The sequence below is a fragment of the Arthrobacter woluwensis genome, assembly GCF_900105345.1.
GTDB lineage: Bacteria > Actinomycetota > Actinomycetes > Actinomycetales > Micrococcaceae > Arthrobacter_E > Arthrobacter_E woluwensis.
In genome coordinates this window covers 1,023,008-1,043,934 of the sequence record NZ_FNSN01000003.1, presented here as the reverse complement: position 1 = coordinate 1,043,934, position 20,927 = coordinate 1,023,008, and the positions used below count along the sequence as shown (strand labels likewise).

21 protein-coding genes and 1 tRNA gene are annotated in these 20,927 nt (G+C 68.3%); 11 read left to right on the top strand and 11 right to left on the bottom strand.

Annotation, left to right across the window (positions count from 1 at the left end; all coding sequences use genetic code 11):
• Window positions 1-7: 7 nt before the first annotated feature.
• Complete coding sequence (locus tag BLV63_RS18315) at window positions 8-814, bottom strand: N5-glutamine methyltransferase family protein (protein ID WP_066211748.1); 807 nt, start codon at window positions 812-814, stop codon at window positions 8-10.
• Window positions 815-984: 170 nt separating this feature from the next.
• Between BLV63_RS18315 and BLV63_RS05365 the strand changes: the two genes are divergently transcribed.
• Window positions 985-1,194, top strand: coding sequence for a hypothetical protein (locus tag BLV63_RS05365; protein WP_066211749.1), 210 nt, complete (start codon window positions 985-987; stop codon window positions 1,192-1,194).
• A gap of 107 nt (window positions 1,195-1,301) precedes the next feature.
• Here BLV63_RS05365 and BLV63_RS05360 read toward each other — a convergent pair.
• Together BLV63_RS05360 and BLV63_RS05355 are read right to left on the bottom strand one after the other, a co-directional pair.
• A tRNA-Tyr gene (locus BLV63_RS05360) sits at window positions 1,302-1,386 on the bottom strand.
• A gap of 116 nt (window positions 1,387-1,502) precedes the next feature.
• Window positions 1,503-1,805, bottom strand: a complete 303-nt coding sequence (locus BLV63_RS05355) for a hypothetical protein (RefSeq protein WP_066211752.1) — start codon at window positions 1,803-1,805, stop codon at window positions 1,503-1,505.
• 193 nt (window positions 1,806-1,998) lie between these two features.
• On the opposite strand from BLV63_RS05355, the gene BLV63_RS05350 reads away from it, so the two are divergent.
• On the top strand, window positions 1,999-2,490 hold the full coding sequence (locus BLV63_RS05350) for a YajQ family cyclic di-GMP-binding protein (protein ID WP_066211754.1): 492 nt from the start codon (window positions 1,999-2,001) through the stop codon (window positions 2,488-2,490).
• Here BLV63_RS05350 and BLV63_RS18640 read toward each other — a convergent pair.
• The gene (locus BLV63_RS18640; protein ID WP_175533606.1) at window positions 2,487-2,651 is read right to left on the bottom strand and encodes a hypothetical protein; all 165 of its coding nucleotides are present in this window, start codon (window positions 2,649-2,651) and stop codon (window positions 2,487-2,489) included. The genes BLV63_RS05350 and BLV63_RS18640 overlap by 4 nt on opposite strands.
• A 103-nt stretch (window positions 2,652-2,754) precedes the next feature.
• Here BLV63_RS18640 and efeU point away from each other — a divergent pair, with 103 nt between their 5' ends.
• From efeU to efeB, 3 genes are read left to right on the top strand one after another with little or no spacing between them, the layout of a single operon-like run.
• Window positions 2,755-3,654, top strand: a complete 900-nt coding sequence (gene efeU, locus BLV63_RS05345) for an iron uptake transporter permease EfeU (protein WP_066211756.1) — start codon at window positions 2,755-2,757, stop codon at window positions 3,652-3,654.
• A gap of 32 nt (window positions 3,655-3,686) precedes the next feature.
• Window positions 3,687-4,859: an iron uptake system protein EfeO gene (efeO, locus tag BLV63_RS05340; protein ID WP_066211758.1), complete on the top strand. Its 1,173-nt coding sequence runs from the start codon at window positions 3,687-3,689 to the stop codon at window positions 4,857-4,859.
• A gap of 2 nt (window positions 4,860-4,861) precedes the next feature.
• Window positions 4,862-6,217: an iron uptake transporter deferrochelatase/peroxidase subunit gene (gene efeB, locus BLV63_RS05335; protein WP_066211761.1), complete on the top strand. Its 1,356-nt coding sequence runs from the start codon at window positions 4,862-4,864 to the stop codon at window positions 6,215-6,217.
• Window positions 6,218-6,321: 104 nt separating this feature from the next.
• Here the strand turns inward: efeB and htpX are convergent, their stop codons facing one another.
• The 3 genes from htpX to BLV63_RS05320 all read right to left on the bottom strand — a co-directional run bounded on the left by htpX (window position 6,322) and on the right by BLV63_RS05320 (window position 9,170).
• The gene (gene htpX / locus BLV63_RS05330) at window positions 6,322-7,191 is read right to left on the bottom strand and encodes a zinc metalloprotease HtpX (RefSeq protein WP_066211763.1); all 870 of its coding nucleotides are present in this window, start codon (window positions 7,189-7,191) and stop codon (window positions 6,322-6,324) included.
• A gap of 92 nt (window positions 7,192-7,283) precedes the next feature.
• Complete coding sequence (locus BLV63_RS05325; protein WP_066211765.1) at window positions 7,284-8,555, bottom strand: MFS transporter; 1,272 nt, start codon at window positions 8,553-8,555, stop codon at window positions 7,284-7,286.
• A 3-nt stretch (window positions 8,556-8,558) separates the two neighbouring features.
• The gene (locus BLV63_RS05320; RefSeq protein ID WP_066211766.1) at window positions 8,559-9,170 is read right to left on the bottom strand and encodes a TetR/AcrR family transcriptional regulator; all 612 of its coding nucleotides are present in this window, start codon (window positions 9,168-9,170) and stop codon (window positions 8,559-8,561) included.
• A 190-nt stretch (window positions 9,171-9,360) separates the two neighbouring features.
• Between BLV63_RS05320 and BLV63_RS05315 the strand changes: the two genes are divergently transcribed.
• From BLV63_RS05315 to BLV63_RS05290, 6 genes are all read left to right on the top strand, one after another.
• A complete protein-coding gene (locus tag BLV63_RS05315; protein WP_066211767.1) occupies window positions 9,361-9,975 on the top strand; it encodes a DUF6230 family protein in 615 nt (204 codons plus the stop codon).
• On the top strand, window positions 9,966-10,547 hold the full coding sequence (locus tag BLV63_RS18905) for a DUF6114 domain-containing protein (RefSeq protein ID WP_254780478.1): 582 nt from the start codon (window positions 9,966-9,968) through the stop codon (window positions 10,545-10,547). Before BLV63_RS05315 ends, BLV63_RS18905 begins: the two co-directional genes overlap by 10 nt.
• Complete coding sequence (locus BLV63_RS18310) at window positions 10,544-11,380, top strand: hypothetical protein (RefSeq protein ID WP_066211769.1); 837 nt, start codon at window positions 10,544-10,546, stop codon at window positions 11,378-11,380. Before BLV63_RS18905 ends, BLV63_RS18310 begins: the two co-directional genes overlap by 4 nt.
• Window positions 11,381-11,467: 87 nt before the next feature.
• Window positions 11,468-11,938: a Fur family transcriptional regulator gene (locus tag BLV63_RS05300; RefSeq protein WP_066211771.1), complete on the top strand. Its 471-nt coding sequence runs from the start codon at window positions 11,468-11,470 to the stop codon at window positions 11,936-11,938.
• Between the two features lie 62 nt (window positions 11,939-12,000).
• Window positions 12,001-14,175, top strand: coding sequence for a catalase/peroxidase HPI (gene katG / locus BLV63_RS05295; RefSeq protein ID WP_066211773.1), 2,175 nt, complete (start codon window positions 12,001-12,003; stop codon window positions 14,173-14,175).
• Window positions 14,176-14,278: 103 nt separating this feature from the next.
• Window positions 14,279-16,387 carry an acyltransferase family protein gene (locus BLV63_RS05290; RefSeq protein WP_066211774.1) on the top strand — a complete coding sequence of 703 codons (2,109 nt, stop codon included), beginning with the start codon at window positions 14,279-14,281 and terminating at the stop codon, window positions 16,385-16,387.
• Between the two features lie 74 nt (window positions 16,388-16,461).
• Here BLV63_RS05290 and BLV63_RS05285 read toward each other — a convergent pair whose 3' ends face one another.
• The 4 genes from BLV63_RS05285 to BLV63_RS05270 form a co-directional block, all read right to left on the bottom strand.
• Window positions 16,462-16,884, bottom strand: coding sequence for a hypothetical protein (locus tag BLV63_RS05285; RefSeq protein ID WP_066211776.1), 423 nt, complete (start codon window positions 16,882-16,884; stop codon window positions 16,462-16,464).
• 117 nt (window positions 16,885-17,001) lie between these two features.
• On the bottom strand, window positions 17,002-17,559 hold the full coding sequence (locus BLV63_RS05280; RefSeq protein ID WP_066211778.1) for a TetR/AcrR family transcriptional regulator: 558 nt from the start codon (window positions 17,557-17,559) through the stop codon (window positions 17,002-17,004).
• 216 nt (window positions 17,560-17,775) lie between these two features.
• On the bottom strand, window positions 17,776-19,272 hold the full coding sequence (locus BLV63_RS05275; RefSeq protein WP_066211780.1) for an APC family permease: 1,497 nt from the start codon (window positions 19,270-19,272) through the stop codon (window positions 17,776-17,778).
• A 130-nt stretch (window positions 19,273-19,402) separates the two neighbouring features.
• Complete coding sequence (locus BLV63_RS05270; RefSeq protein WP_066211782.1) at window positions 19,403-20,884, bottom strand: FAD-dependent oxidoreductase; 1,482 nt, start codon at window positions 20,882-20,884, stop codon at window positions 19,403-19,405.
• Window positions 20,885-20,927: the final 43 nt, after the last annotated feature.

Genomic DNA, 20,927 nt, shown 5'->3' with positions numbered 1-20,927 from the left:
TTACTTGTCAGTAACTTAGTGCGGAAGACCCGGACCGGGACAGGCGTAGCACGCCGGTGTGGCCGTCCTCCGCGACAAGGCGCTCCACGTCGTACCCGGCCACTTCGGCGTGAGCGGCCGCAGCCGCAAGCTGTTCACGATTCATCTCCAGAAGGATCCGCCCCGAGGGACTGAGCCACGGATCGGCCTCGTCGATCACGGTCCGGACGAAGTCGAGCCCGTCCGCTCCGGCATAAACGGCAGCGCCGGGTTCGTGTTCTCGGGACTCGCGGGACATGAACAGGGCCTCCGACTCCGGAACATACGGCGGCACCGCGGCCAGGACGTCGACGGCGCCGCGGAACCGCGGCGGCACCGCCGACAGCACTGTCCCCCGCGACACCGCAGCCCCGGAGCCGAGGTTCCTCTCCGCATGTGCCAGCGCGACGGCGTCGGCATCGCTCGCATGAACCGTCGCCTCAGAGAGGTGGTGCGCCACCCAGGCGGCCACCGGCGCCGCGCCGGAGAAGGCTTCCAGCACGACCGGGGACGGATGTTCCCTGGCAGCGGCGAGCGTCAGCCCGGCCAGGAACAGGGTCCGCTGCCGGGGGATGAAGACTCCGGGCCCCACCGAGAGCCGCAGGCCGCCGAAATCCACCCAGCCGACGAGCTGCTCCAGCGGTTCGCCCCGTTCCCGCCGCTCGCACAGCCGAAGGAGATGCGCCTCGTCCTGCGCGCTCTCCTCCAGAATGGCGGCCTCCTCCTCGGCGAAGACGCAGCCGGCGGCGCGCAGACGGAGCACCAGGGAGTCGGTGTCCAGGGTCGGGGTGTTCATGGGATTCATGCTCGGCGATGGTCTGATCCGATACAAGAAGATGCGCATCGCATGTGGACGAAGGGCGAAGCCGACCTGGGGGTAATTCACGGCGGAAGTTCACCCGCCATTCATTCAACTCCTGGAAAATGAGGTCATTACGAAGAGAACAAGCAGCAAAGGAGACTGCCGTGAGTGCACTGGGCGCCACCGAGATCAACCACCTCTGGCCTGAAATCCCGTCGGGCCAGCCGATCGCCCTCGCGGACCAGCGAGGCGACCGCATCGTCGGCCACGTCGACGGCATGACGCACGACCGCACCACCCTTTGGATCCAGCTCGACGGCGGCCTGGGCCGCCGCCTGGTCCACCACCTGGACGGCTACGCGCTGGAGAACTGAACCCGCTCACGGCCGGGGCCGCCCCCGGTGCGTCGGCGGCTGCCGGCACGGCGACTTCGCCCAGGAAACACGAAAGGCCCGGAACCATGTGGTTCCGGGCCTTTCCGTGGTGGCAGATGAGGGATTCGAACCCCCGTAGGCAGTGCCAGCTGATTTACAGTCAGCCCCCTTTGGCCGCTCGGGTAATCTGCCGAGCTTCACGAAGAAGCACTTCCGCCCGTCGTTTCCGGCGAGTGGAAGCAAGACAACTTTACAGAAGATTCTCCGCAGAATCGAATCGGGCCTCTTCAGGCCCTTCGGACGGCGGATCAGGCCTTGCTCTCGTCCTCCCCGGAGCCCTCGCCGGACCCCAGGATCGTGCGGCTCATGCGCTCCTCGAAACGTGCGGCCTGCTCGGGCGTGAGCTGCTTGAGCTGCACCGCGCGCTGCAGGTCCGCGTGGATGCCGTTCACCCGTGCCTGAGGCGCGGCCTGCGGGGCGAAGGCCACGGACGCGGCCACCACTGCTGCGGAGGCGAGCGCGGCCGACGCGCCCTTGATCACCGTGGCCGTCCGGCTGCTCTGCTTGCCGACCGAGGCCGGGACCGCGTCCTGCTTGCGTTCCGCCGTCATGACTTCTCCTGCCTTCACTCTCTTCGGGAACCTTGTCGGAGTTCCTACTGAGGCAACTCTTCCCCGCCCGGATGAGTTCCGCCCAGAGATCAGCTGAGAGTGAACTGTGAGCCACGAGGCCGACTCCCCGCGCGTTCCGTAGCGCCAGGCCTTAAACTCGTAGGAAGAAACCACCCACCGCCTAAGGAGAATCATGGCCGGCGAGTCCACGTTCGACGTTGTCAGCAAGGTAGACAAGCAAGAGGTTGCCAACGCCCTCAACCAGTCCCAGAAGGAGATCGCCCAGCGTTACGACTTCAAGGGCGTCGGCGCCGAGATCGACTTCAGCGGCGAGAAGATCCTCATGAAGGCCAACTCCGAGGACCGCGTCAAGGCCGTCCTGGACGTCTTCGAGTCCAAGCTCATCAAGCGCGGCATCTCCCTCAAGTCCCTCGACGCCGGCGAGCCCTTCCCGTCCGGCAAGGAGTACCGCATCGAAGCCTCCATCAAGGAAGGCATCGAGCAGGACATCGCCAAGAAGATCAACAAGCTCATCCGCGACGAGGCCCCCAAGTCCGTCAAGTCCCAGATCCAGGGCGACGAGCTGCGCGTGACCTCCAAGTCCCGCGATGACCTGCAGGCCACCATGGCACTGCTCAAGAACTTCGAGGACGTCGACCTCCAGTTCGTGAACTTCCGCAGCTAGCCGGACCGGCGCATCGGCGCCGCACCGAGCCAGCCCACGACGACGGCGGGCGCCTCCCACGCGGTGGCGCCCGCCGTCGTCGTCTGCGGACGTCGCCGCGGACCGGAGACGGGACCGGCCGCGAGCCGTGCCGGACCGAGGCCAAGCTCACCTGACTCCAATAGCCAACATAAAGTTTGCATAATTCAGCCGAGAGAGTAATGTTCTGCTCGGCGCACCCCTCCCCGGGCCGCGCTGCACCCCATACACAGCAAGGAATCCAGCATGCTCGGGAACTTCCTGATCGGTCTGCGCGAAGGCCTCGAAGCGACCCTCGTCGTCGTGATCCTCATGGCCTACCTGGTCAAGAGCGGACGCTCCCACCTCCTGCCGAAACTCTGGATCGGGATCGGCGCCGCCGTCTCCATCTCCATCGCGTTCGGCGCGCTCCTCACCTTCGGCCCGCGTGGCCTGACGTTCGAGGCGCAGGAAGCGATCGGCGGATCGCTCTCGATCGTCGCCGTCGGCATGGTCACCTGGATGGTCTTCTGGATGGCGCGCACCGCCCGGACGCTGGGCACCGAACTGCACGGCAAGATCGACGCCGCGGCCACCGGCGCCGCCTGGGGCATCATCCTGGTGGGCGCTCTCTCCGTGGGCCGCGAAGGCCTCGAGACCGCCCTGTTCCTCTGGGCCGCCGCGCAGGCGACCGGCGAGAGCACCGTCCCGCTGCTGGGCGCCGTCCTCGGCCTGGCCGTCGCGGTCCTGCTCGGCTACCTGCTGCACCGCGGGGTCCTCAAGATCAACCTCGGCAAGTTCTTCACCGTGACCGGCATCTTCCTGATCCTGGTGGCCGGCGGAGTGCTCTCCTACGGCATCCACGACCTCCAGGAAGCCGGCCTGCTCCCGGGCCTCCACCACCTCGCGTTCGACGTCTCCGGCGCGATCCCGCCGGACTCCTGGTACGGCACGCTCCTCAAGGGCACCTTCAACTTCTCCCCGGCCACCACCTGGCTGGAAGCGATCGCCTGGTGGGCCTACGTGGTCCCGACCCTGTACTTCTACCTGCGCAACTACCGCCGCTCGCAGGCCGCCCGCAAGGCAGCCGCCGCACGCCGCGCCGCGCAGAGCATCCCCGCGGAGGCCGCAACGGTCGTCTCCCGCACGGCCGCCCCGGCCTCCTGAACCCCTCCTTCACGAACTCTCCAAGGACAGTCATGCCCGCTTCCCCTCGCCGCGCCCTCAGCTCCCTCGCGGTCCTCGCCGTCGTCGCTCCCCTGGCGCTGACCGCCTGCACGGACAACGCCAAGCCGGCCGCCGGCGCCACGGACGGTCCGATCTCCGTGAGCAGCACGGACAAGGAGTGCAAACTCAGCACCGTCACGGCGAAGAGCGGCCACCTGACGTTCGAGGTGAAGAACGACGGCCAGCAGGTCACCGAGTTCTACCTTCTGGCCGAGGACGGCCTGCGGATCGTCGGAGAAGTCGAGAACATCGGCCCCGGCCTGTCCCGCAAGCTCGTGGTGACCGCTCCCGAGGGCAAGTACCTCACCGCCTGCAAGCCCGGCATGCAGGGCGAGGGCATCCGTTCGGCCTTCACCGTCGAGGCATCCGGCACCACCGCCTCCGTGGACTCGGACACCAAGGCACTCCTGGACACCGCCACCAAGCAGTACGTCTCCTACGTCAAGGACCAGACCGAGCAGTTGCTCACCGGCACCAAGGCCTTCGCGGCCGCCTACGCCTCCGGTGACGCCGCGAAGGCCCGCACCCTCTACGCCTCGGTCCGCATGCACTGGGAGCGCATCGAGCCCGTGGCCGAGTCGTTCGGCGATCTCGACCCCAGCCTCGACCTCCGCGAGGCCGACCTGGAGAAGGGTCAGCAGTGGACCGGCTGGCACAAGGCCGAGAAGGATCTCTTCCCGCCGAAGGGCTACACCGCGCTCACCGCGGCCGAACGCCAGAAGCTGTCCCAGAAACTCGTGGCGGACACCCAGACGCTGTTCGAGCGGACCCGCACGCTGACCCTGACCCCGGACAAGCTCGGCAACGGAGCCAAGGAGCTCCTGGACGAGGTCGCCACCGGCAAGGTGACCGGCGAAGAGGAGATCTGGTCCCACACCGACCTCTGGGACTTCCAGGCCAACGTCGACGGCGCGCGCATCGCCTACCAGAACCTCCGCCCCGTGGTCGCCCTCAAGAAGCCCGAACTGGCCAAGACCCTGGATCAGCGGTTCGCGGCCCTGCAGACCGAGCTGGACAAGTACAAGGTCGGCGACGGCTTCAAGTACTACAACGAGCTGACCCCCGACCAGGTCAAGCAGCTCGCCGCCCTGGTGGACGCCCTCGGCGAACCCCTCGGCCAGCTGACCGCCGCGGTGGTCCTCTGACCATGCCCGAGCAGGACAGCACCCCGGTCCCGCCCGCCGCCTCCCAGGAGACCACCTCCCAGGAGACGGCGGGCGTTCCGTCGTCCTCCGGCCCGCGGGTCAGCCGGCGCGGGCTCCTCACCACCGCGTCGCTGGTCGGCGCGGGCGCCATCGGCGCCGCCGCGAGCTACGCCGTCACGCGCCCGTCCGGCGCCGACGCGCAGCCCGCGGCCTCCGCCGTCGTCCCGTTCCACGGCGAGCATCAGGCCGGGATCGTGACGCCGGTCCAGGACCGCCTGCACATCGCGGCCTTCGACGTCACCGCCACGAGCCGGGACGACGTCGTCGGCCTCCTGAAGGACTGGACGGCTGCCGCGGAGGCGATGGCCGCAGGGCGTGAGGCCGGCGAAGGCGGCGCCGTGGGCGGCGACTACGAGGCCCCGCCGTCGGACACCGGCGAGGCCATGGGCCTCTCCGCGTCGAACCTGACCATCACGTTCGGTTTCGGCCGCTCCTTCTTCCTGACCGACGACGGCGCGCCCCGCTTCGGTCTCTCCGGCCGCCTTCCGGAGGCGCTCATCGAGCTCCCGCACTTCCCGGGCGATCAGCTGGAACCTCAGCGCACGGGCGGGGATCTGGTCATCCAGGCGTGCGCGGACGACCCGCAGGTGGCCGTCCACGCGATCCGCAACCTGTCCCGCATCGCCTTCGGCCGGGCCCGGCTGCGCTGGTCCCAGCTGGGCTTCGGCCGGACGTCCTCCACGTCCACCAGCCAGCAGACGCCCCGCAACCTCTTCGGCTTCAAGGACGGCACCGCCAACCTCAAGGCGGAGGAACCGGCGCAGCTGGCCGAGCACGTCTGGGTGGCCCCGGGCGGTAAGCCCGGCGAACAGTGGATGGCCGGCGGCAGCTACCTCGTGGCGCGCAGGATCCGCATGCACATCGAGGTCTGGGACCGGACGTCGCTCGGCGAGCAGGAGGCCGTGATCGGGCGGACCAAGTCCACCGGCGCCCCGTTGTCCGGTGGCCAGGAGTTCACCGAGCCGAACTTCGAGGCCAAGGGGCGTGGCGACGCACCCCTGATCGCCATGGACTCCCATGTGCGGCTGGCGCACGCGGCCACGAACAAGGGCGTGAAGATGCTCCGCCGCGGCTTCAACTTCACGGACGGCAACGACTCCCTGGGCCGGCTGGACGCGGGCCTGTTCTTCATCGCCTTCGTCCGGGATCCCCGCACGCAGTTCGTGCCCATGCAGAACCGATTAGCGTCCAGCGACCGGCTGAGCGTCGAGTACCTCAAGCACACCGGTTCCGGCCTGTTCGCCGTGCCGCCGGGGATCAAGCCGGGCGAGTACGTGGGCCAGGGGCTCTTCGCCTAGGCGCCCTGCGCTCTTCTGGGAAGGCCCCGCCTCGAGAAGCCAGTGGAGCTCCACCCCGGGCCACGGGGTGGAGCTCCACTGGCTTCTCGCGAGATACGAAGGGTTCAGCGGCCCGCCATGCGCTCCAGACGGGCGATCCGGTCCTTCATCGGCGGGTGCGTGGCGAACAGCTTCGCCACGTTCGCGCCGCGGAACGGGTTGGCGATCATGAGGTGCGAGGTGTTCACGAGCGTCTGCTCCGCCGGCAGGGGGTACTGGCTGACGCCGCGCTCGATCTTGCTCAGAGCCGAGGCGAGCGCCAGCGGGTCGCCCGTGAGCTTCGCGCCGTCCTCGTCGGCGTCGTACTCCCGGGTCCGCGAGATCGCCATCTGGATCAGCGACGCGGCGAAGGGTGCCAGGAGCGCCATCGCGATCGCGGCGAGCGGGTTCATGTTCCGCTCGCCGTCGCGGCTGCCGCCACCGAAGAACATCATGAACTGCGCCACGGAGGTGATGACGCCGGCCACCGCCGCGGCGACGGACGAGGTCAGGATGTCCCGGTTGTAGACGTGCATGAGCTCATGGCCCAGAACGCCCCGCAGCTCCCGGTCGTTCAGCAGCTGCACGATGCCGTGGGTCACGCAGACCGCGGCATGCTGCGGATTGCGCCCGGTGGCGAAGGCGTTCGGGGTCATGGTGGGTGAGATGTAGATCCGCGGCATCGGCTGGCCGGCCGTCTGGGAGAGTTCTCGCACCACGCGGTACAGCTCAGGCGCCTGGGATTCCGGGATCTCCACGGCCTGCATGGAACGGATGGCGATCTTGTCGCTGTTCCAGTAGCTGTAGAAGGTGGTGGCCACGCCGATCAACGCCATGATCCAGATCGGGGCGGTGCTGCGCGTCCAGAACCCGATCAGCGCACCGAGCCCCAGAAGCACCGCCCAGAGCACTCCGAAGAGCGCTGCGGTCTTCAGGCCGTTGTGATGATTGTGCACGGATGGCTCCTCACTCGCGAAAGCCCCGGACGGTTCCGGGCGGGCGGCTGGTCTCTTTCCATTCTCCAGCGTCTCTCCTGTCCAACGTGCACTCAGGGCACCGGGTTCCGCGCGTCGTAGGCCAGGAATCCGTTCTGCGCCCGGGACACCGCCCAGGTGATCAGGATGCACACCAGCCCGCCGATCAGGAGGACCCAGCCTTCACGGAACCAGGTGGTGGCGCCGCCGGCCAGCATGTCGCCGAGCCTCGGCCCGCCGGCCACCACCACGATGAAGACGCCCTGGAGCCGCCCTCGGAACTCGTCCGGCGTGGCCGCCTGAAGGATCGTGCTGCGGAAGACGGCGCTGATGGAGTCCGCCACCCCGGCCGCAGCGCAGCAGAGCGCGGCGGGCAGGAGCCAGACCGTGACGCCGTGGCGGCCGCCGTCGCCGGCCAGGACGACCATGAGACCGAAGGCGCCGAGACTCGCTCCCCACGCCATGATGGAGAAGACCACGGCGACACCCTGTTTCCGCACGTGGTTGAGGGGACCGCTGAACAGACCCGCCAGGAAGGCGCCCAGCGCGAAGGCCGCGAGGAGGATGCCCACCGTGGTCTCCCCGCCGCCGAGCATCACGGCGCCGATGGCCGGGAGGAGTGCCCGAGGCTGGCACGTGATCATCGCGATGAGGTCCAGGATGAAGGTCATGCGCACATTGGGGCGGGTGCCGAGGAAGCGGAAACCCTCCAGGACGCTCGCCACCCCGACCGTGCGGGGCGCGCCCTCGGGCGGCATGGCAGGCAGCCGCAACAGGGCCCACATGACCACGAAGTAGCTGATCGCGTCGAGGGTGTAGGTCCATTCGAACCCGAGCGACGCCACCAAAAAGCCGCCCAGGAGCGGCCCCACCATGGTGGAAAGCCCGAAGGTGATCATGTTGAGCGCGTTCGCGGACGCGAGCAGCTCGGGGCGCACGAGCAGCGGGATCATGGCGGAGCGCGCCGGGGCGTTGATACCGAGCGCGGCGCTCTGCACGGCGGCGAGCGCGAACAGCAGCCAGACGTTCTCCAGGTGGAGCCAGGCCTGCACGGCCAGTCCCAGCGCGCTCAGCCAGAGGGCCGCGGAGGCGACGATCGCGACCGTCCGGCGGTCGTACACATCGGCGACCGACCCGCCGAAAAGCCCGGCGATCACGAGCGGGACCAGGGCGAACACGCTCAGCAGGCCCACGTAGGAGCTCTCCTGTGTGATCTTGTAGACCTCGAGGCTGAGCGCCACCACGGTGAGCTGGCTTCCGGCGTTGGAGACGGCGGTCCCGATCCAGAGGCGCTTGAAGGCGGGACTCTCCCGCAGGGGCGTCAGGTCAGCCAGGAATCTCCGCACCGGCTAAGCGTAGTCCGGCGCCTGAAGTTCGCGAGTCGCACCGACCATGCCCCGCAGCCCGGCCTCCAGGAAGCGCACGACGGCGTCCGCGTCGGTGTCGCGCTCGATCGCCAGGCTGATCAGCGCCTCCTCAGCGTAGGAGACCCAGGCGCGCAAAGCCACGCGGAGCATGGCGGTGTCCTCGAATCCCAGCTCGATGAACGCGTCCAGGAGACGTTCCGCGTTGAGTTCGCGGGATTCGTCCACGACGGTCCGGACGGCCGGATCGCCACTGGCAATGCCGCGGACCAGCGAGTAGAAGGTGCCGCGGTGCTGCTGCACGAAATGCGTGATCCTCAGCAGGGTCTCGTGAACCCGCTCCCGCGGCGGCAGGTCGAGGCGCGGCTCGGTGGCGACCAGCAGACTGTCCCTGGCCTTCGTCACCACGGCCAGGTGCATCCCTTGCCGGGTTTCGAAATAGTGGAACAGCAGCGGCCGTGAGACCCCGGCCCGTCGGGCCAGCTCGTCCATCGTCAACTCATCGAGGGAATGATCGGCCAGGAAGTTGACGCCGGTGGCGATCAGCTGAGCCCGGCGTTCCTCTGGACTCAGGCGGATGCGCTGCACTTCGGACACCCTCTGAGTCTACTGACGCGGGCCACGGTGAACGCCACGGAACGCCATACGACGCAGGCTGACCCTGGCGATCCTCCCCGCCCCGGCGCAGCGCGCCTCGACGGACCACTATTGACTCGAAGTCAACTAAAAAGTTATCTTCGTCACATGCGCGCCGCCGAAGGGGTCGGCGCCCGTTCCAGGAGGTCCGATGAATTTCCCCAGGTCTGAGCGTCTCCGTAAGGTCACTTCCTCGCACACAGCCCGCATCGTGCTCGCCGCGGTCCCCGCCGCACTCGTCGCCAGCGCTCTGATGGGCGGCATCGCCCAGGGCGCAGTCCCCGTCTCCTTCGCCGTCTCCGGCAGTCAGTTCCAGATCGGCGCCTCGTCACTGGAAGGCACCGGCTTCTCCCAGTACGCCGGCGTCGCGAGAGACACCGAGGGCAAGAACCACACCGTGGCCATCGCCAACATCAAGAGCGCCACGCTGAGCGATCTCTGCCAAGCCGTCACCACCGACACCCCCCTCGGCAAGGTCGGCGTGCTCATCAAGGCCGGTGGCGGCGGCAACCCCGCCTCCGCTTCCGACCTTCAGATCGGCATGACCGGCCTGAAGGGTGACGCCTCGTTCGGCAAGATCCGCATCGGCGTGGACGCGTCCACCGTCAACACGGCGGCGAAGGGCACGCCCGGCGACTTCGCCCAGGATGCCGACACCGTCACCATCAAGAACCTCGAACAGACGGCCTGGAGCACTCAGGCCTCCGTCTTCACCCTCAACGGGATGAAGCTGGAGCTGACGGACGGGTCCAAGGGATGCTTCTGAACGGCGACGGCAGTCTGGCGGAGAACGGCCTGACACCGCAGGCCTCGCGACGGGCGCGGCGCGGTGACGCCGACCGGACGCTGCGGCATCCGGTCACGCCCGCCGCGGAATCCCGGGCGGAACCGACCGAGCCCACGGAGCCCCTGGAGTCGATCCTCGCCTCCGAAACGACTGAGGCGCCGGAGACGTCCGAGGCTCCCGCGGCGAGCGATTTCCGGACCTGGCGGAAGGAGCGCCCCTTCATCGGCGGCCTTCTCGTGGCGCTCGGCGGCGTGGAGATGTTCTTCTCCGGCCAGCTCGACATCGGTCACCTGCACGTCCAGCTCGGCATCGAAGGCCTGCAGGCGACCATCATCCCGATCGCTCTGCTGCTGCTGGGCATCCTGTCGATGACCATGCCGGACCACCATGTGTTCTACGGCGTGCTCGCCCTCGCGGTCGCCGTGTACTCGCTGGTGGGCGTGAATCTCGGCGGCTTCCTGATCGGCATGCTGCTGGCCGGGACCGGCGGCGTGCTCGTGGCGGCCTGGATGAGACGGAGTCCCGCACCCCAGGGAGAACACGCCTCATGACACAGCGCCGCCGCCGCGGACTGGGAGCGCTGCTGGCCGGCGCCGTGCTGGTGACACCCTTCACCCTCGGCGCCGCCCAGGCCCCCGCGACCCAGCCCGCAGCTTTCTGCCTCCCCATCCTCTTCACCTGCGACTCCCCGACGCCGTCCCCCACCCCCGGAACGCCCAAGCCTTCTGCGACCACCCCCGCCCCTGGCGCCGGGACACCCGGCACCCCCGGGAACGGGTCCGGCGGCGCGCCCGGCATCCCCACGCCGAGCATCCCCCTGCCTGGCACCCCGGGAGCCGGCACCCCGGGAACCGGCGCGCAGGAGCCCGGCGGATCGCCGTCGTCCGCGCCCTCCGATCCTGCTCATCCGTCCCCCAGCGCCAAGCCCTCCCCGAAGAAGCCCGTGAAGGCCACCCGGGAGGACGGTGCCCCGATCTTCACCAGGACGCCCGCCTCCCTCGGCTCCCGCGGGCTCTCGTTCACCGGCCTGCACTCGATCGGGATCGTCTCGGTGCCGACCGTCGACGGCGGGAGCGTGCGCGCGCTGAAGATCAGCGCCGACTCGATCACCATCACCGGCTTCTCCCTCACCGTCCGGCCTCCGAACGGCCCCGGCCTGGTCACCACGGCGGACACCATGAAGCTCGAAGGCCACGTCGACGTGTACCTCGGCTCCGTCACCGCGACGACGGCGGGCGGCCGCTCGCTCACGCTCGGCACCGACACGCCGCCCCCGCTGGACGACGTCGCGCCGGGACTCCTGCGGGTCACGATGGGTCTGGTGGGAAGCACCGCCGACTCGATCAGTTACACCAATACGAATCAGAGGATCGTCGAGTCCTGAGCGCCTCTTCCGGGTCCGCCGAACATATTCCTGGGAATTTCCCGCCACTAATTGCGAGCTAGTCAAAATAAGTGCTTGAATGGGGTCATGTCCCAGTTCACGGCACTCCCCGATCGGGCCTCGGCCTGGTCCGAGCAGCTGCGCACCGCCGGACGGCGCGTCACCAAGCAGCGCCTTGCCGTGCTCGCAGCCATCGACACCCATCCGCATTCCACCGCGGACAACATCCTCGATCTGGCCCGGCGCGAGCTCCCGGGCCTCTCCGCGCAGTCCGTCTACGTGGTCCTCGGTGACCTGACGGAACTCGGGATGCTGCGGCGTTTCGAGCCGCCGCACTCCCCCGCGCTGTACGAGACACGCACCGGGGACAACCACCACCACGCCATCTGCACCCGCTGCGGGCGCATCGAGGACGTGGACTGCGCCGTCGGGCATGCGCCCTGCCTGCATCCCCACTGGAATGACGACCAGCAGCCCATGAGCATCCAGATCGCGGACGTCCTCTACCAGGGCATCTGCCAGGACTGCCTCGCCGCCGAACGCCAGGACGGCGGCTGAGCCGCACCCCGGCCCCAGAACTTCCCTTCACACCCGTATCAACCATCCCCGGAAGGAACACCGTGTCTGAGAGCACCGTCTCTAAATGCCCTGTCGCCCACGGCGGCCGTGTACACCCCACCAAGGGCAGCGCCAACACTGAGTGGTGGCCCAACAAGCTCAACCTGAAGATCCTGGCGAAGAACCCTGAGGTCGCGAACCCGCTCGACCCCGGCTTCGACTACGCCGAGGCCTTCAAGGCTCTCGATCTGGACGCGGTCAAGGCCGATCTGACGGCTCTCATGACGGACTCCAAGGACTGGTGGCCCGCCGACTTCGGTCACTACGGACCGTTCATGATCCGCATGGCCTGGCACTCCGCCGGCACCTACCGCTCCCACGACGGCCGTGGCGGCGGCGGCGCGGGCCAGCAGCGCTTCGCTCCCCTGAACTCCTGGCCGGACAACGTGGGCCTGGACAAGTGCCGCCGCCTGCTGTGGCCGATCAAGAAAAAGTACGGCCAGTCGATCTCCTGGGCCGATCTGTTCATCCTGGCGGGCAACGTCGCCCTCGAGGACATGGGTGTGAAGACCTTCGGCTTCGCCGGTGGCCGGCCGGACGTCTGGGAAGCCGACGACGACGTCTACTGGGGCCCGGAGAAGGTGTGGCTGGACAACGAGCGCTACTCGGGCGCCCGCGACCTGGAAGCCCCCCTCGCCGCCGTGCAGATGGGCCTCATCTACGTGAACCCGGAAGGCCCGGACGGCAACCCGGACCCCCTGGCCTCCGCCATCGACATCCGTGAGACCTTCCGCCGCATGGGCATGGACGACGAGGAGACCGTCGCCCTGATCGCCGGCGGTCACACCTTCGGCAAGACCCACGGCGCCCACAAGGATGACCAGATCGGCCCGGACCCCGAGGCCGCTCCGCTCGAGAACCAGGGCTTCGGCTGGAAGAACGGCTACGGCACGGGCTTCGGCGATGACACCGTCGGCTCCGGCCTGGAGGTCACCTGGACCTACCACCCGACCCGCTGGGACAACGAGTTCTTCCACATCCTCTACGCGTACGAGTGGGAGCTCATGGAGTCCCCCGCCGGCGCGAAGCAGTGGCGCCCCACCAATGGCGCCGGTGCGGACATGGTCCCCATGGCCCACTCGGAAGGCCGTCGCGAGCCGCGCATGCTGACGAGCGACCTGGCCCTGCGCGAGGACCCGATCTACGGCCCCATCTCCCTGCGCTTCAAGGACGATCCGGCCGCCTTCGAGGACGCCTTCGCCCGCGCCTGGTTCAAGCTGACCCACCGTGACATGGGCCCGAAGGTCCGTTACCTCGGCAAGGAGGTCCCGGCCGAGGACCTCATCTGGCAGGATCCGCTGCCCGCCGCTCCGGAGCAGACCATCGGCGACGCCGAGATCGCCGTGCTCAAGGAGAAGATCGCCGCATCCGGCCTCACGGTCGAGGAACTCGTCTCCACCGCGTGGAAGGCTGCGGCGTCCTTCCGCGGTTCGGACAAGCGCGGCGGCGCCAACGGCGGCCGAATCCGTCTGGAACCGCAGGTCAACTGGCCCGTGAACCAGCCGGACAAGCTGAAGCCCGTCCTCTCCGTCCTGGAGGGCATCGTGGCCGACTTCAACGCGACCTCTCCCGTCAAGGTGTCCTTCGCCGACGTCGTGGTGCTCGCGGGCAATGTCGGCGTCGAGAAGGCCGCGCAGGCCGCCGGTCAGACCGTCACCGTGCCCTTCTCCCCGGGCCGCGTGGATGCCACCCAGGAGCAGACCAGCCCGGAGCAGTTCGCCTGGCTGCAGCCGGTGGCCGACGGCTTCCGCAACTACAACAGCGGGTACATCAACCTGCCGGCCGAGTACCTGCTGATCGACCGCGCGAACCTGCTCAACCTCTCCGCTCCGGAGATGACCGTGCTCCTCGGCGGTCTGCGCGTGCTGGGCAACAACTGGGACGGCTCCAACACCGGTGTCTTCACCGACCGCCCGGGCGCCCTCAGCAACGACTTCTTCGTGAACCTGCTGGACCTCGGCCAGACCTGGATCCCGGCGGATGATGAGCAGAGTTACACCACCGCCGACGGCCGCTGGACCGGCAGCCGCGTGGACCTGGTGTTCGGCGCCAACTCGGAACTCCGCGCTCTCGCCGAGGTCTACGCCTCGGACGATGCTCAGGAGAAGTTCGTCAGCGACTTCGCCGCGGCATGGGCCAAGGTCATGGACAACGACCGCTTCGAGCTCAAGAAGTAGTCCACACCGCTCCACGGGGAAGGCCCCGGACCAGGCTTCCGGTCCGGGGCCTTCCCCGTCTGTGACGGGGCGGGCCGTCTCCCCCCGATATTCTGTGGGGACGATGAGCACCACATTCCGCCACCTGCGCCAGGCCCCACCTTCCGCACCCCGCCGCGCGTTCCGGGCGGACATCCAGATGCTCCGTGCGGTGGCGGTGTCCGCCGTGGTCCTGAATCACCTCTGGCCGGCGGTGTTCCGCGGGGGTTACATCGGCGTCGACGTCTTCTTCGTCATCTCGGGCTTCCTCATCACCACCCACCTCCTCAAAGAGATCGACGGGACCGGCCGCCTCAGGTTCGGCGCGTTCTACGCCCGACGGATCCGGCGGCTGCTCCCCGCGGCGTTCCTGGTCCTGCTGGCCGGCGGCGCGGCGTCGCTCCTTCTGCTGCCGTTCTCCCGCTGGCCGGACACCGCACAGCAGATCCTGGCCTCCACGCTGTACGGCGAGAACTGGCTGCTCGCCGCCAAATCCGTCGACTACTCGGCCCATACGGACAGCGCCACCATCGCCCAGCACTACTGGTCCCTGTCGGTCGAGGAACAGTTCTATCTCGTCTGGCCGCTCCTGCTGCTCGGGCTCTGGCTTCTCGCGGCCAGGATCCGCCGTTCGACCCATCGGGTGGTGACCGTCGGCCTCCTGGTGGTGGCCGCAGCGAGCTATGCGGCCTGCATCGTCGCCACGGCGACGGACCCGAACCCCGCCTACTTCGTGACGTACGGGCGCGCGTGGGAGTTCGCCGCCGGCGGGCTCATCGCGCTGGCGGCGCTGCGCCGCCCCCGGCTGCTGCCCCCGGCGCCGGCCAAGGTCCTCGGCGCCGCCGGTTTCCTCGGCATCCTGCTCTGCGGCTGGTTCTTCACGGCCGACACCGCGTTCCCCGGCTGGATCGCGGCGCTGCCGGTGCTGGCGACCGCCGCGGTGATCGTGGCCGGCAACGGCGGCAACCCGCCGTTCGCGCGACCGCTCACGGCATCACGCCCGGTCCAATTCCTCGGGGACGTCTCGTACTCCCTCTATCTGTGGCACTGGCCCCTGATCGTGCTGGCGCCGTTCGCCCTGGGCCGGCCGATCGGAACTCCGGACAAGGTGGTCCTGGGAGTCTTGGCCTTGGCACTCGCGGCCCTGAGCAAGAAGTTCATCGAGGACCCGGGCCAGCGGATGACCTGGCTGCGGTCCTCCTCGCCGCGGACGTTCCTGGCGATGGCCTGCGCCATGGCCGTGATGGCCTGCGGGACGGCCCTTCAGATCCACTGGGCCGGGGTGAAGGAGGATCAGGCGATCGCCTTGGCCGCCCAGCAGGCCCAGAGCCCTTGCTACGGTCCTCGGTCGCTGGTTCCCGGCGCGCACTGCCCGGGCTGGGACGGCCCGTCCCTCCAGCCGGTGATGACGAAGGACAACCAGTACTGGCTCTCCCCTCCGGAATGCCGCCCCGCGCACCAGGAGCTCTCCGCACGCGGCAAGCGGACCAGCCAGCTCTGCGACTTCTCCCAGGGGACTTCCCGGGCGCGCCACGTCTGGCTGGTGGGCGACTCCCACGCGCAGCAGTGGCAGTCCGCGGTGTACGACGTCGCGCGCCGGGAGCGCTGGGTCCTCACCACGAGCATGCTGGGCGGCTGCCCCGCGGGCGATGTCTCCTTCACCGGATTCGAGGGTGACCGCTCCCAGAACACCCGTGACTCCTGCCGCGTCTGGGCTTCGGCGGTCTCCAGGGCGCTGACCACCGACCGGCCGTCGCTCGTGATCACCTCCGCCTTCGCCCGCCACATCAGCGTCGACGACGGCTCCGGCCGTCCGCAGGAGGAACAGCTCGCCGCCGGGCTGGGCCGGTCCTGGCGCGGCTGGGCCGCCAACGGCTCGACCGTGGCGGTGCTCGCCGATCCGCCGCTCAACGGCGCGGTCAGGTCGCCGGACTGCGTCACCCTCAAATCGGACAACCCCGCGGCCTGCGCGGTGGCCCAGAGGATCGCCCAGCCCAAGGATCCGCTGGCAGCAGGGGTTCGGGCCGCCGCCTCGCCGCGCGTCCGGCTCGTCGACCTCACGCCGTACTTCTGCCGTCAGGAGAAGTGCTATGCCGTGATCGGCGGTGTGAACGTGTACTTCGACGCCAACCACCTCAACCGCCGCTACGCGGAACTGCTGGGCCCCGAGCTGGGACGTCTGATCCCGCGCTGACCGGTTCCGCTCCACGGGAAAGGCCCCGGACCGTGATGGTCCGGGGCCTTCTGCGAGGCTGAGGCGTGGAGGCCTTACTTCTTGCAGACCTTGCCGAGCTCGGTGAAGCTCTCCTGGATCTTGGTGACGGAGCTGGACAGCTCGGTCATCTTGGAGGAGGCGGTGGACGGGTCCGCGGCGGCGGCCTTGATCTTGGCGGTGAAGTCGGCGTACGCGGAGCTGGCGGCCTCGGCCTTCGGCTTCACGTCCGGGTTGGAGACGCCCTTGACGCTCTCGGCGAGCTTGTCGGAGAACTTGCTCAGGCCCTCTGCGGCGGCCTTCGGGTCGGACGCGAACTTGCTCATGTTGGACTGCAGCTCGGTGCTGATGCCGCTCATGTCGCTGTCCAGCTTGGAGCAGGCGTCCGCGACACTCTGGCCGCCACAGGCGCTCAGGCTCACGGCCAGCAGCGGAACGGCGACGATGCCGAGGGCGCGCGTGACGATGGTCTTGCTCATGGTTTCCCCTTTTTCAGGCACTGGAGCACTGTGCGAGTGAAATTCTCCAGCGATTTTCTTGTGACGATCGTCAGAGTAACACGGCGCAACAGACGAGCACGGCGGTGTGACGGGCCTTCAGGCGCCGCGCTTCAGCTCCGAGTCGATGGTGAGGAAGAACGACTTCAGGAGCCGCTCAAAGGCCTCCGTGGCAGCCTCGCGCTCACCCGTGACGATCACGTCGTAACGCAGGCCCGTCAGGGTGGCCACGAACAGACGCCCTGTCCGGCGGGCCTCCGGCTCGCCCAGGCCCTGGTTCCTGAGCCATTCCTGCACCACGTCCACCCAGGAGTGGTACAGCTTGCCGCCGTTGCCACGGGGCTTGTCCAGCACGGAATCCTGCATGGCCGCTTCGAAATGCAGACGCTGCAGCTGGATGCCGTACTCGCGCAGCCCCACCTTCCAGGCGGTCCGCAGCCAGGCTTCGAACTCCTCCCGTCCGGCGGTGACCAGTTCCGGGTCCAGCACTTCGGAGGGCCGGGCCTCGATCGCGTGCACGATCTGGGAGATGAGTTCTTCTCGGGAGCCGAAGTGGTACACCAGCACGTAGCTGCTGATGCCCAGTCCGTCGGCGAGGGTGCGGAAGGTGAGATCTGCGATCGACTTGTCCTGCAGGTACAGCAGGATGTCGTGCATGAGCTCTGATTTACGTTCGGGTCGGGGAGGACGCGCCATAAGCGCAATCTTAGGTCCCCACCCCCTCCCGGGGGCGCAGGCGGGGCGGGAGATGACGGTGCTCCGACCGTGTGCGTCTCGCGTGCTCTCCCCGCGGACGACGACGGCGCCGCACCCCGGGAAGGGGCGCGGCGCCGTCGTCGTGCACCGGCTCAGCGGTGGGAGGCGCGGGCTGGATCAGCCCACGAACTCCTTCGCCTCGGTGAAGCGTTCGTTCAGACGGGAATGCCGCTGACCATACGCGAAGTAGATGGCGAAGCCGAGCACGAGCCAGAGGAGGAAGAACAGCCAGGTCTGCACGGCCAGGTTGGTCATCAGGTAGAGGCAGAGCACGGCCGACAGGGCCGGGAGCACGGGGCCGAGCGGCACACGGAACGCCGGGCGCAGATCGGGGCGCTTGCGGCGCAGCACCAGGATGCCGATCGAGACCATCACGAAGGCGCACAGGGTGCCGATGTTGATCATCTCCTCCAGGATGTCCACCTGGGTCAGACCGGCCACGAGCGCCACGGCCACGCCGCAGAGGATCTGGGTGCGGGCCGGGGTGGAGTGCTTGTCGCTCGTCTTGGACAGGGCACGCGGCAGCAGGCCGTCGCGGCTCATGGCCAGGACCACGCGGGCCAGGCCCATCAGGAGCACCATGATGACCGTGGTGAGGCCGATCAGGGAGCCGAACGCGATGATCTTGGCGGCGTCGGTGTTGCCGACGGCCTCGAACGCGGTGGTGAGGGTCGGGTTCTTGGCCTTCGCGAGGTCCGTGTAGGACACCATGCCGGTCAGGGCGAGGGACACCAGGATGTAGAGCAGCGTGACCAGGGCCAGGCCGCCGAAGATGCCGCGGGGCAGCGTCTTCTGCGGGTTCTTGACCTCTTCCGCGGAGGTGGCCACGACGTCGAAGCCGATGAAGGCGAAGAACACCAGGGCCGCACCGGCGAAGATGCCCAGGGTGCCGTACTGCGCCGGGGCCGCGCCCGTCAGGAAGCCGAAGAGGGACTGCTTCATGACGTCTTCCACGGCGTTGCCGGCGCTCGGCACGGACTGCGGGACGAACGGGGTGTAGTTCTCGGCCTTGATGTAGAAGAAGCCCACGATGATGACGAAGAGCACCACGCCGATCTTGATGAGCGTGAAGACGTTGCCCACCCGGGCCGAGAGCTTGGTGCCGAGCACCAGCAGGACCGTGAAGATGGCCACGATCAGGAACGCGCCCCAGTAGACGTCCAGGCCGCCCACGTTGATGGCCTCGGGCATCTTGACGCCCACCAGGTCGAAGACCTTGGAGAGGTAGATGCCCCAGTACTTGGCGATCACGGCCGCGGCCGTGAAGAGTTCCAGGATGAGGTTCCAGCCGACGATCCAGGCCAGGACCTCACCGAGGGTCGCGTAGGTGAAGACGTACGCCGAGCCCGCCACCGGGATGGCCGTGGCGAATTCGGCGTAGCACATGATCGCCAGCGCGCACGTGACGGCGGCGATGACGAAGGACAGCGTGACGGCGGGGCCGGCGAAGTTGGCGGCGGCCTTGGCGCCAACGGAGAAGATGCCGGCGCCGACGGCCACGGCGACGCCCATGATCATGAGGTCCCAGGCGCTCAGGGAACGCTTGAGCCGGCGCCCCGGCTCTTCGGCGTCTGCAATTGACTGCTCAATCGACTTGGTACGGAGAATGTTCATCGGTGTCCACATTCTGTGTCGTGTAAAGGATCGTCACAAGGGTAGTGTCCACCCCTCGGACACCCCGTACTCGTCCAGTATGTGAGATTAGGAAATGAACACTTCATGTCCCGCATTCTCCCGGAATGTCCTACTGACCTCGGGAAATGCTCACCATCTCTTCGCGGGGTACCACCTTGACCCGCTCACGCGCAATACTCACGCCGTGCGAACCTCCGTTGGCGGTCGCCTCGGCCCCGAGGGCCAGTTCGTGAGCGTCCAGACGGTTCCAGCCCTCCCACGTCGTGTACTCGACGCCGCGCTCCTCGAGCAGGGTGACGACGGCGTCCTCGGACGGCTCGACGGCGGCGGGCAGCTGGAGGCGGTCCTCCAGGAGGTAGCCGATCGTTTCGAGGGCGTCCCCCTTGGTGTGCCCGATGAGGCCGACCGGTCCGCGCTTGATCCAGCCCGTGGCGTAGACGCCCGGCACCGGGGCGCCGTCCGCGCCCAGGACGCGGCCGCCGTCGTTCTTGAGGACGCCGCGGCGCTCGTCGAACTCCAGGCCCGGCAGCGGGGAGCCGAAGTAGCCGATGGCGCGGTACACGGCCTGGACGGGGTAGTCCAGGTACTCGCCGGTGCCGCGGGCGTTGCCTGTGCCGTCCAGCTCCATGCGCTCGAAGCGGATGCCGCCCACATGGCCGGGACGCTCCGGATCCTCCAGGATCTCCACCGGGGAGTGCAGGAAGTGCAGGTGCAGACGGCGGGACGCGGCGTCCTCGCCCTCGTGCGCCTCCTCGACCAGCCAGTTGGTCAGGGTGTTGACCATGGTCTTGACCTGGTTGTTCGTCTTGATGGCCTCATCGGAGGCCTCGTCGAAGTCAAAGTCCTCCGGGTACAGCACGATGTCCACGTCGCGGGAGTGGGAGAGCTCGCGCAGCTCCAGCGGGGTGAACTTCACCTGGGCCGGGCCGCGGCGTCCGAAGACGTGGACGTCCGTCACCGGGGACTTCTTCAGACCCTCGTAGACGTTGTCGGGGATCTCGGTGACGAGCAGGTCATCCGCGTGCTTGGACAGGACCCGGGCCACGTCGAGCGCGACGTTGCCGTTGCCGATCACGGCGATCTCCCGGGCCTCCAGCGGCCAGTCACGCGGCACGTCCGGGTGGCCGTCGTACCAGGAGACGAAGTCCGCGCCGCCGAAGGAGCCCTTCAGGTCGATGCCCGGGATGTTCAGCTCGGCATCCTTGATGGCGCCCGTGGCGAAGATGACCGCGTCATAGTGCTTCTGCAGGTCTTCGAGGCTGACATCCTGGCCGAAGTGCACATTGCCGAAGAAGCGGATGTCGCCGCGGTCCAGCACCTTGTGCAGGGCGTTCACGATGCCCTTGATGCGCGGGTGGTCGGGAGCGACGCCGTAGCGGATCAGGCCGTACGGCGCGGGGTAGCGCTCGAAGAGGTCGATCGAGACCTGCACTTCGCCGTCTTTCACGCCCTGCGACTTCGTGAGGATGTCCGCGGCGTAGACGCCGGCCGGGCCGGAACCGATGATGGCGACGCGCAGAGGGCGGGCGGATGTGTGCACAGACTCGACAGACAAGAGCTGACCTTCCAAAGTTGACAGTGCCCATGCCATTAGCACAGGCAGAACTATTCTAATTGTTCGGAATAACGCCCGC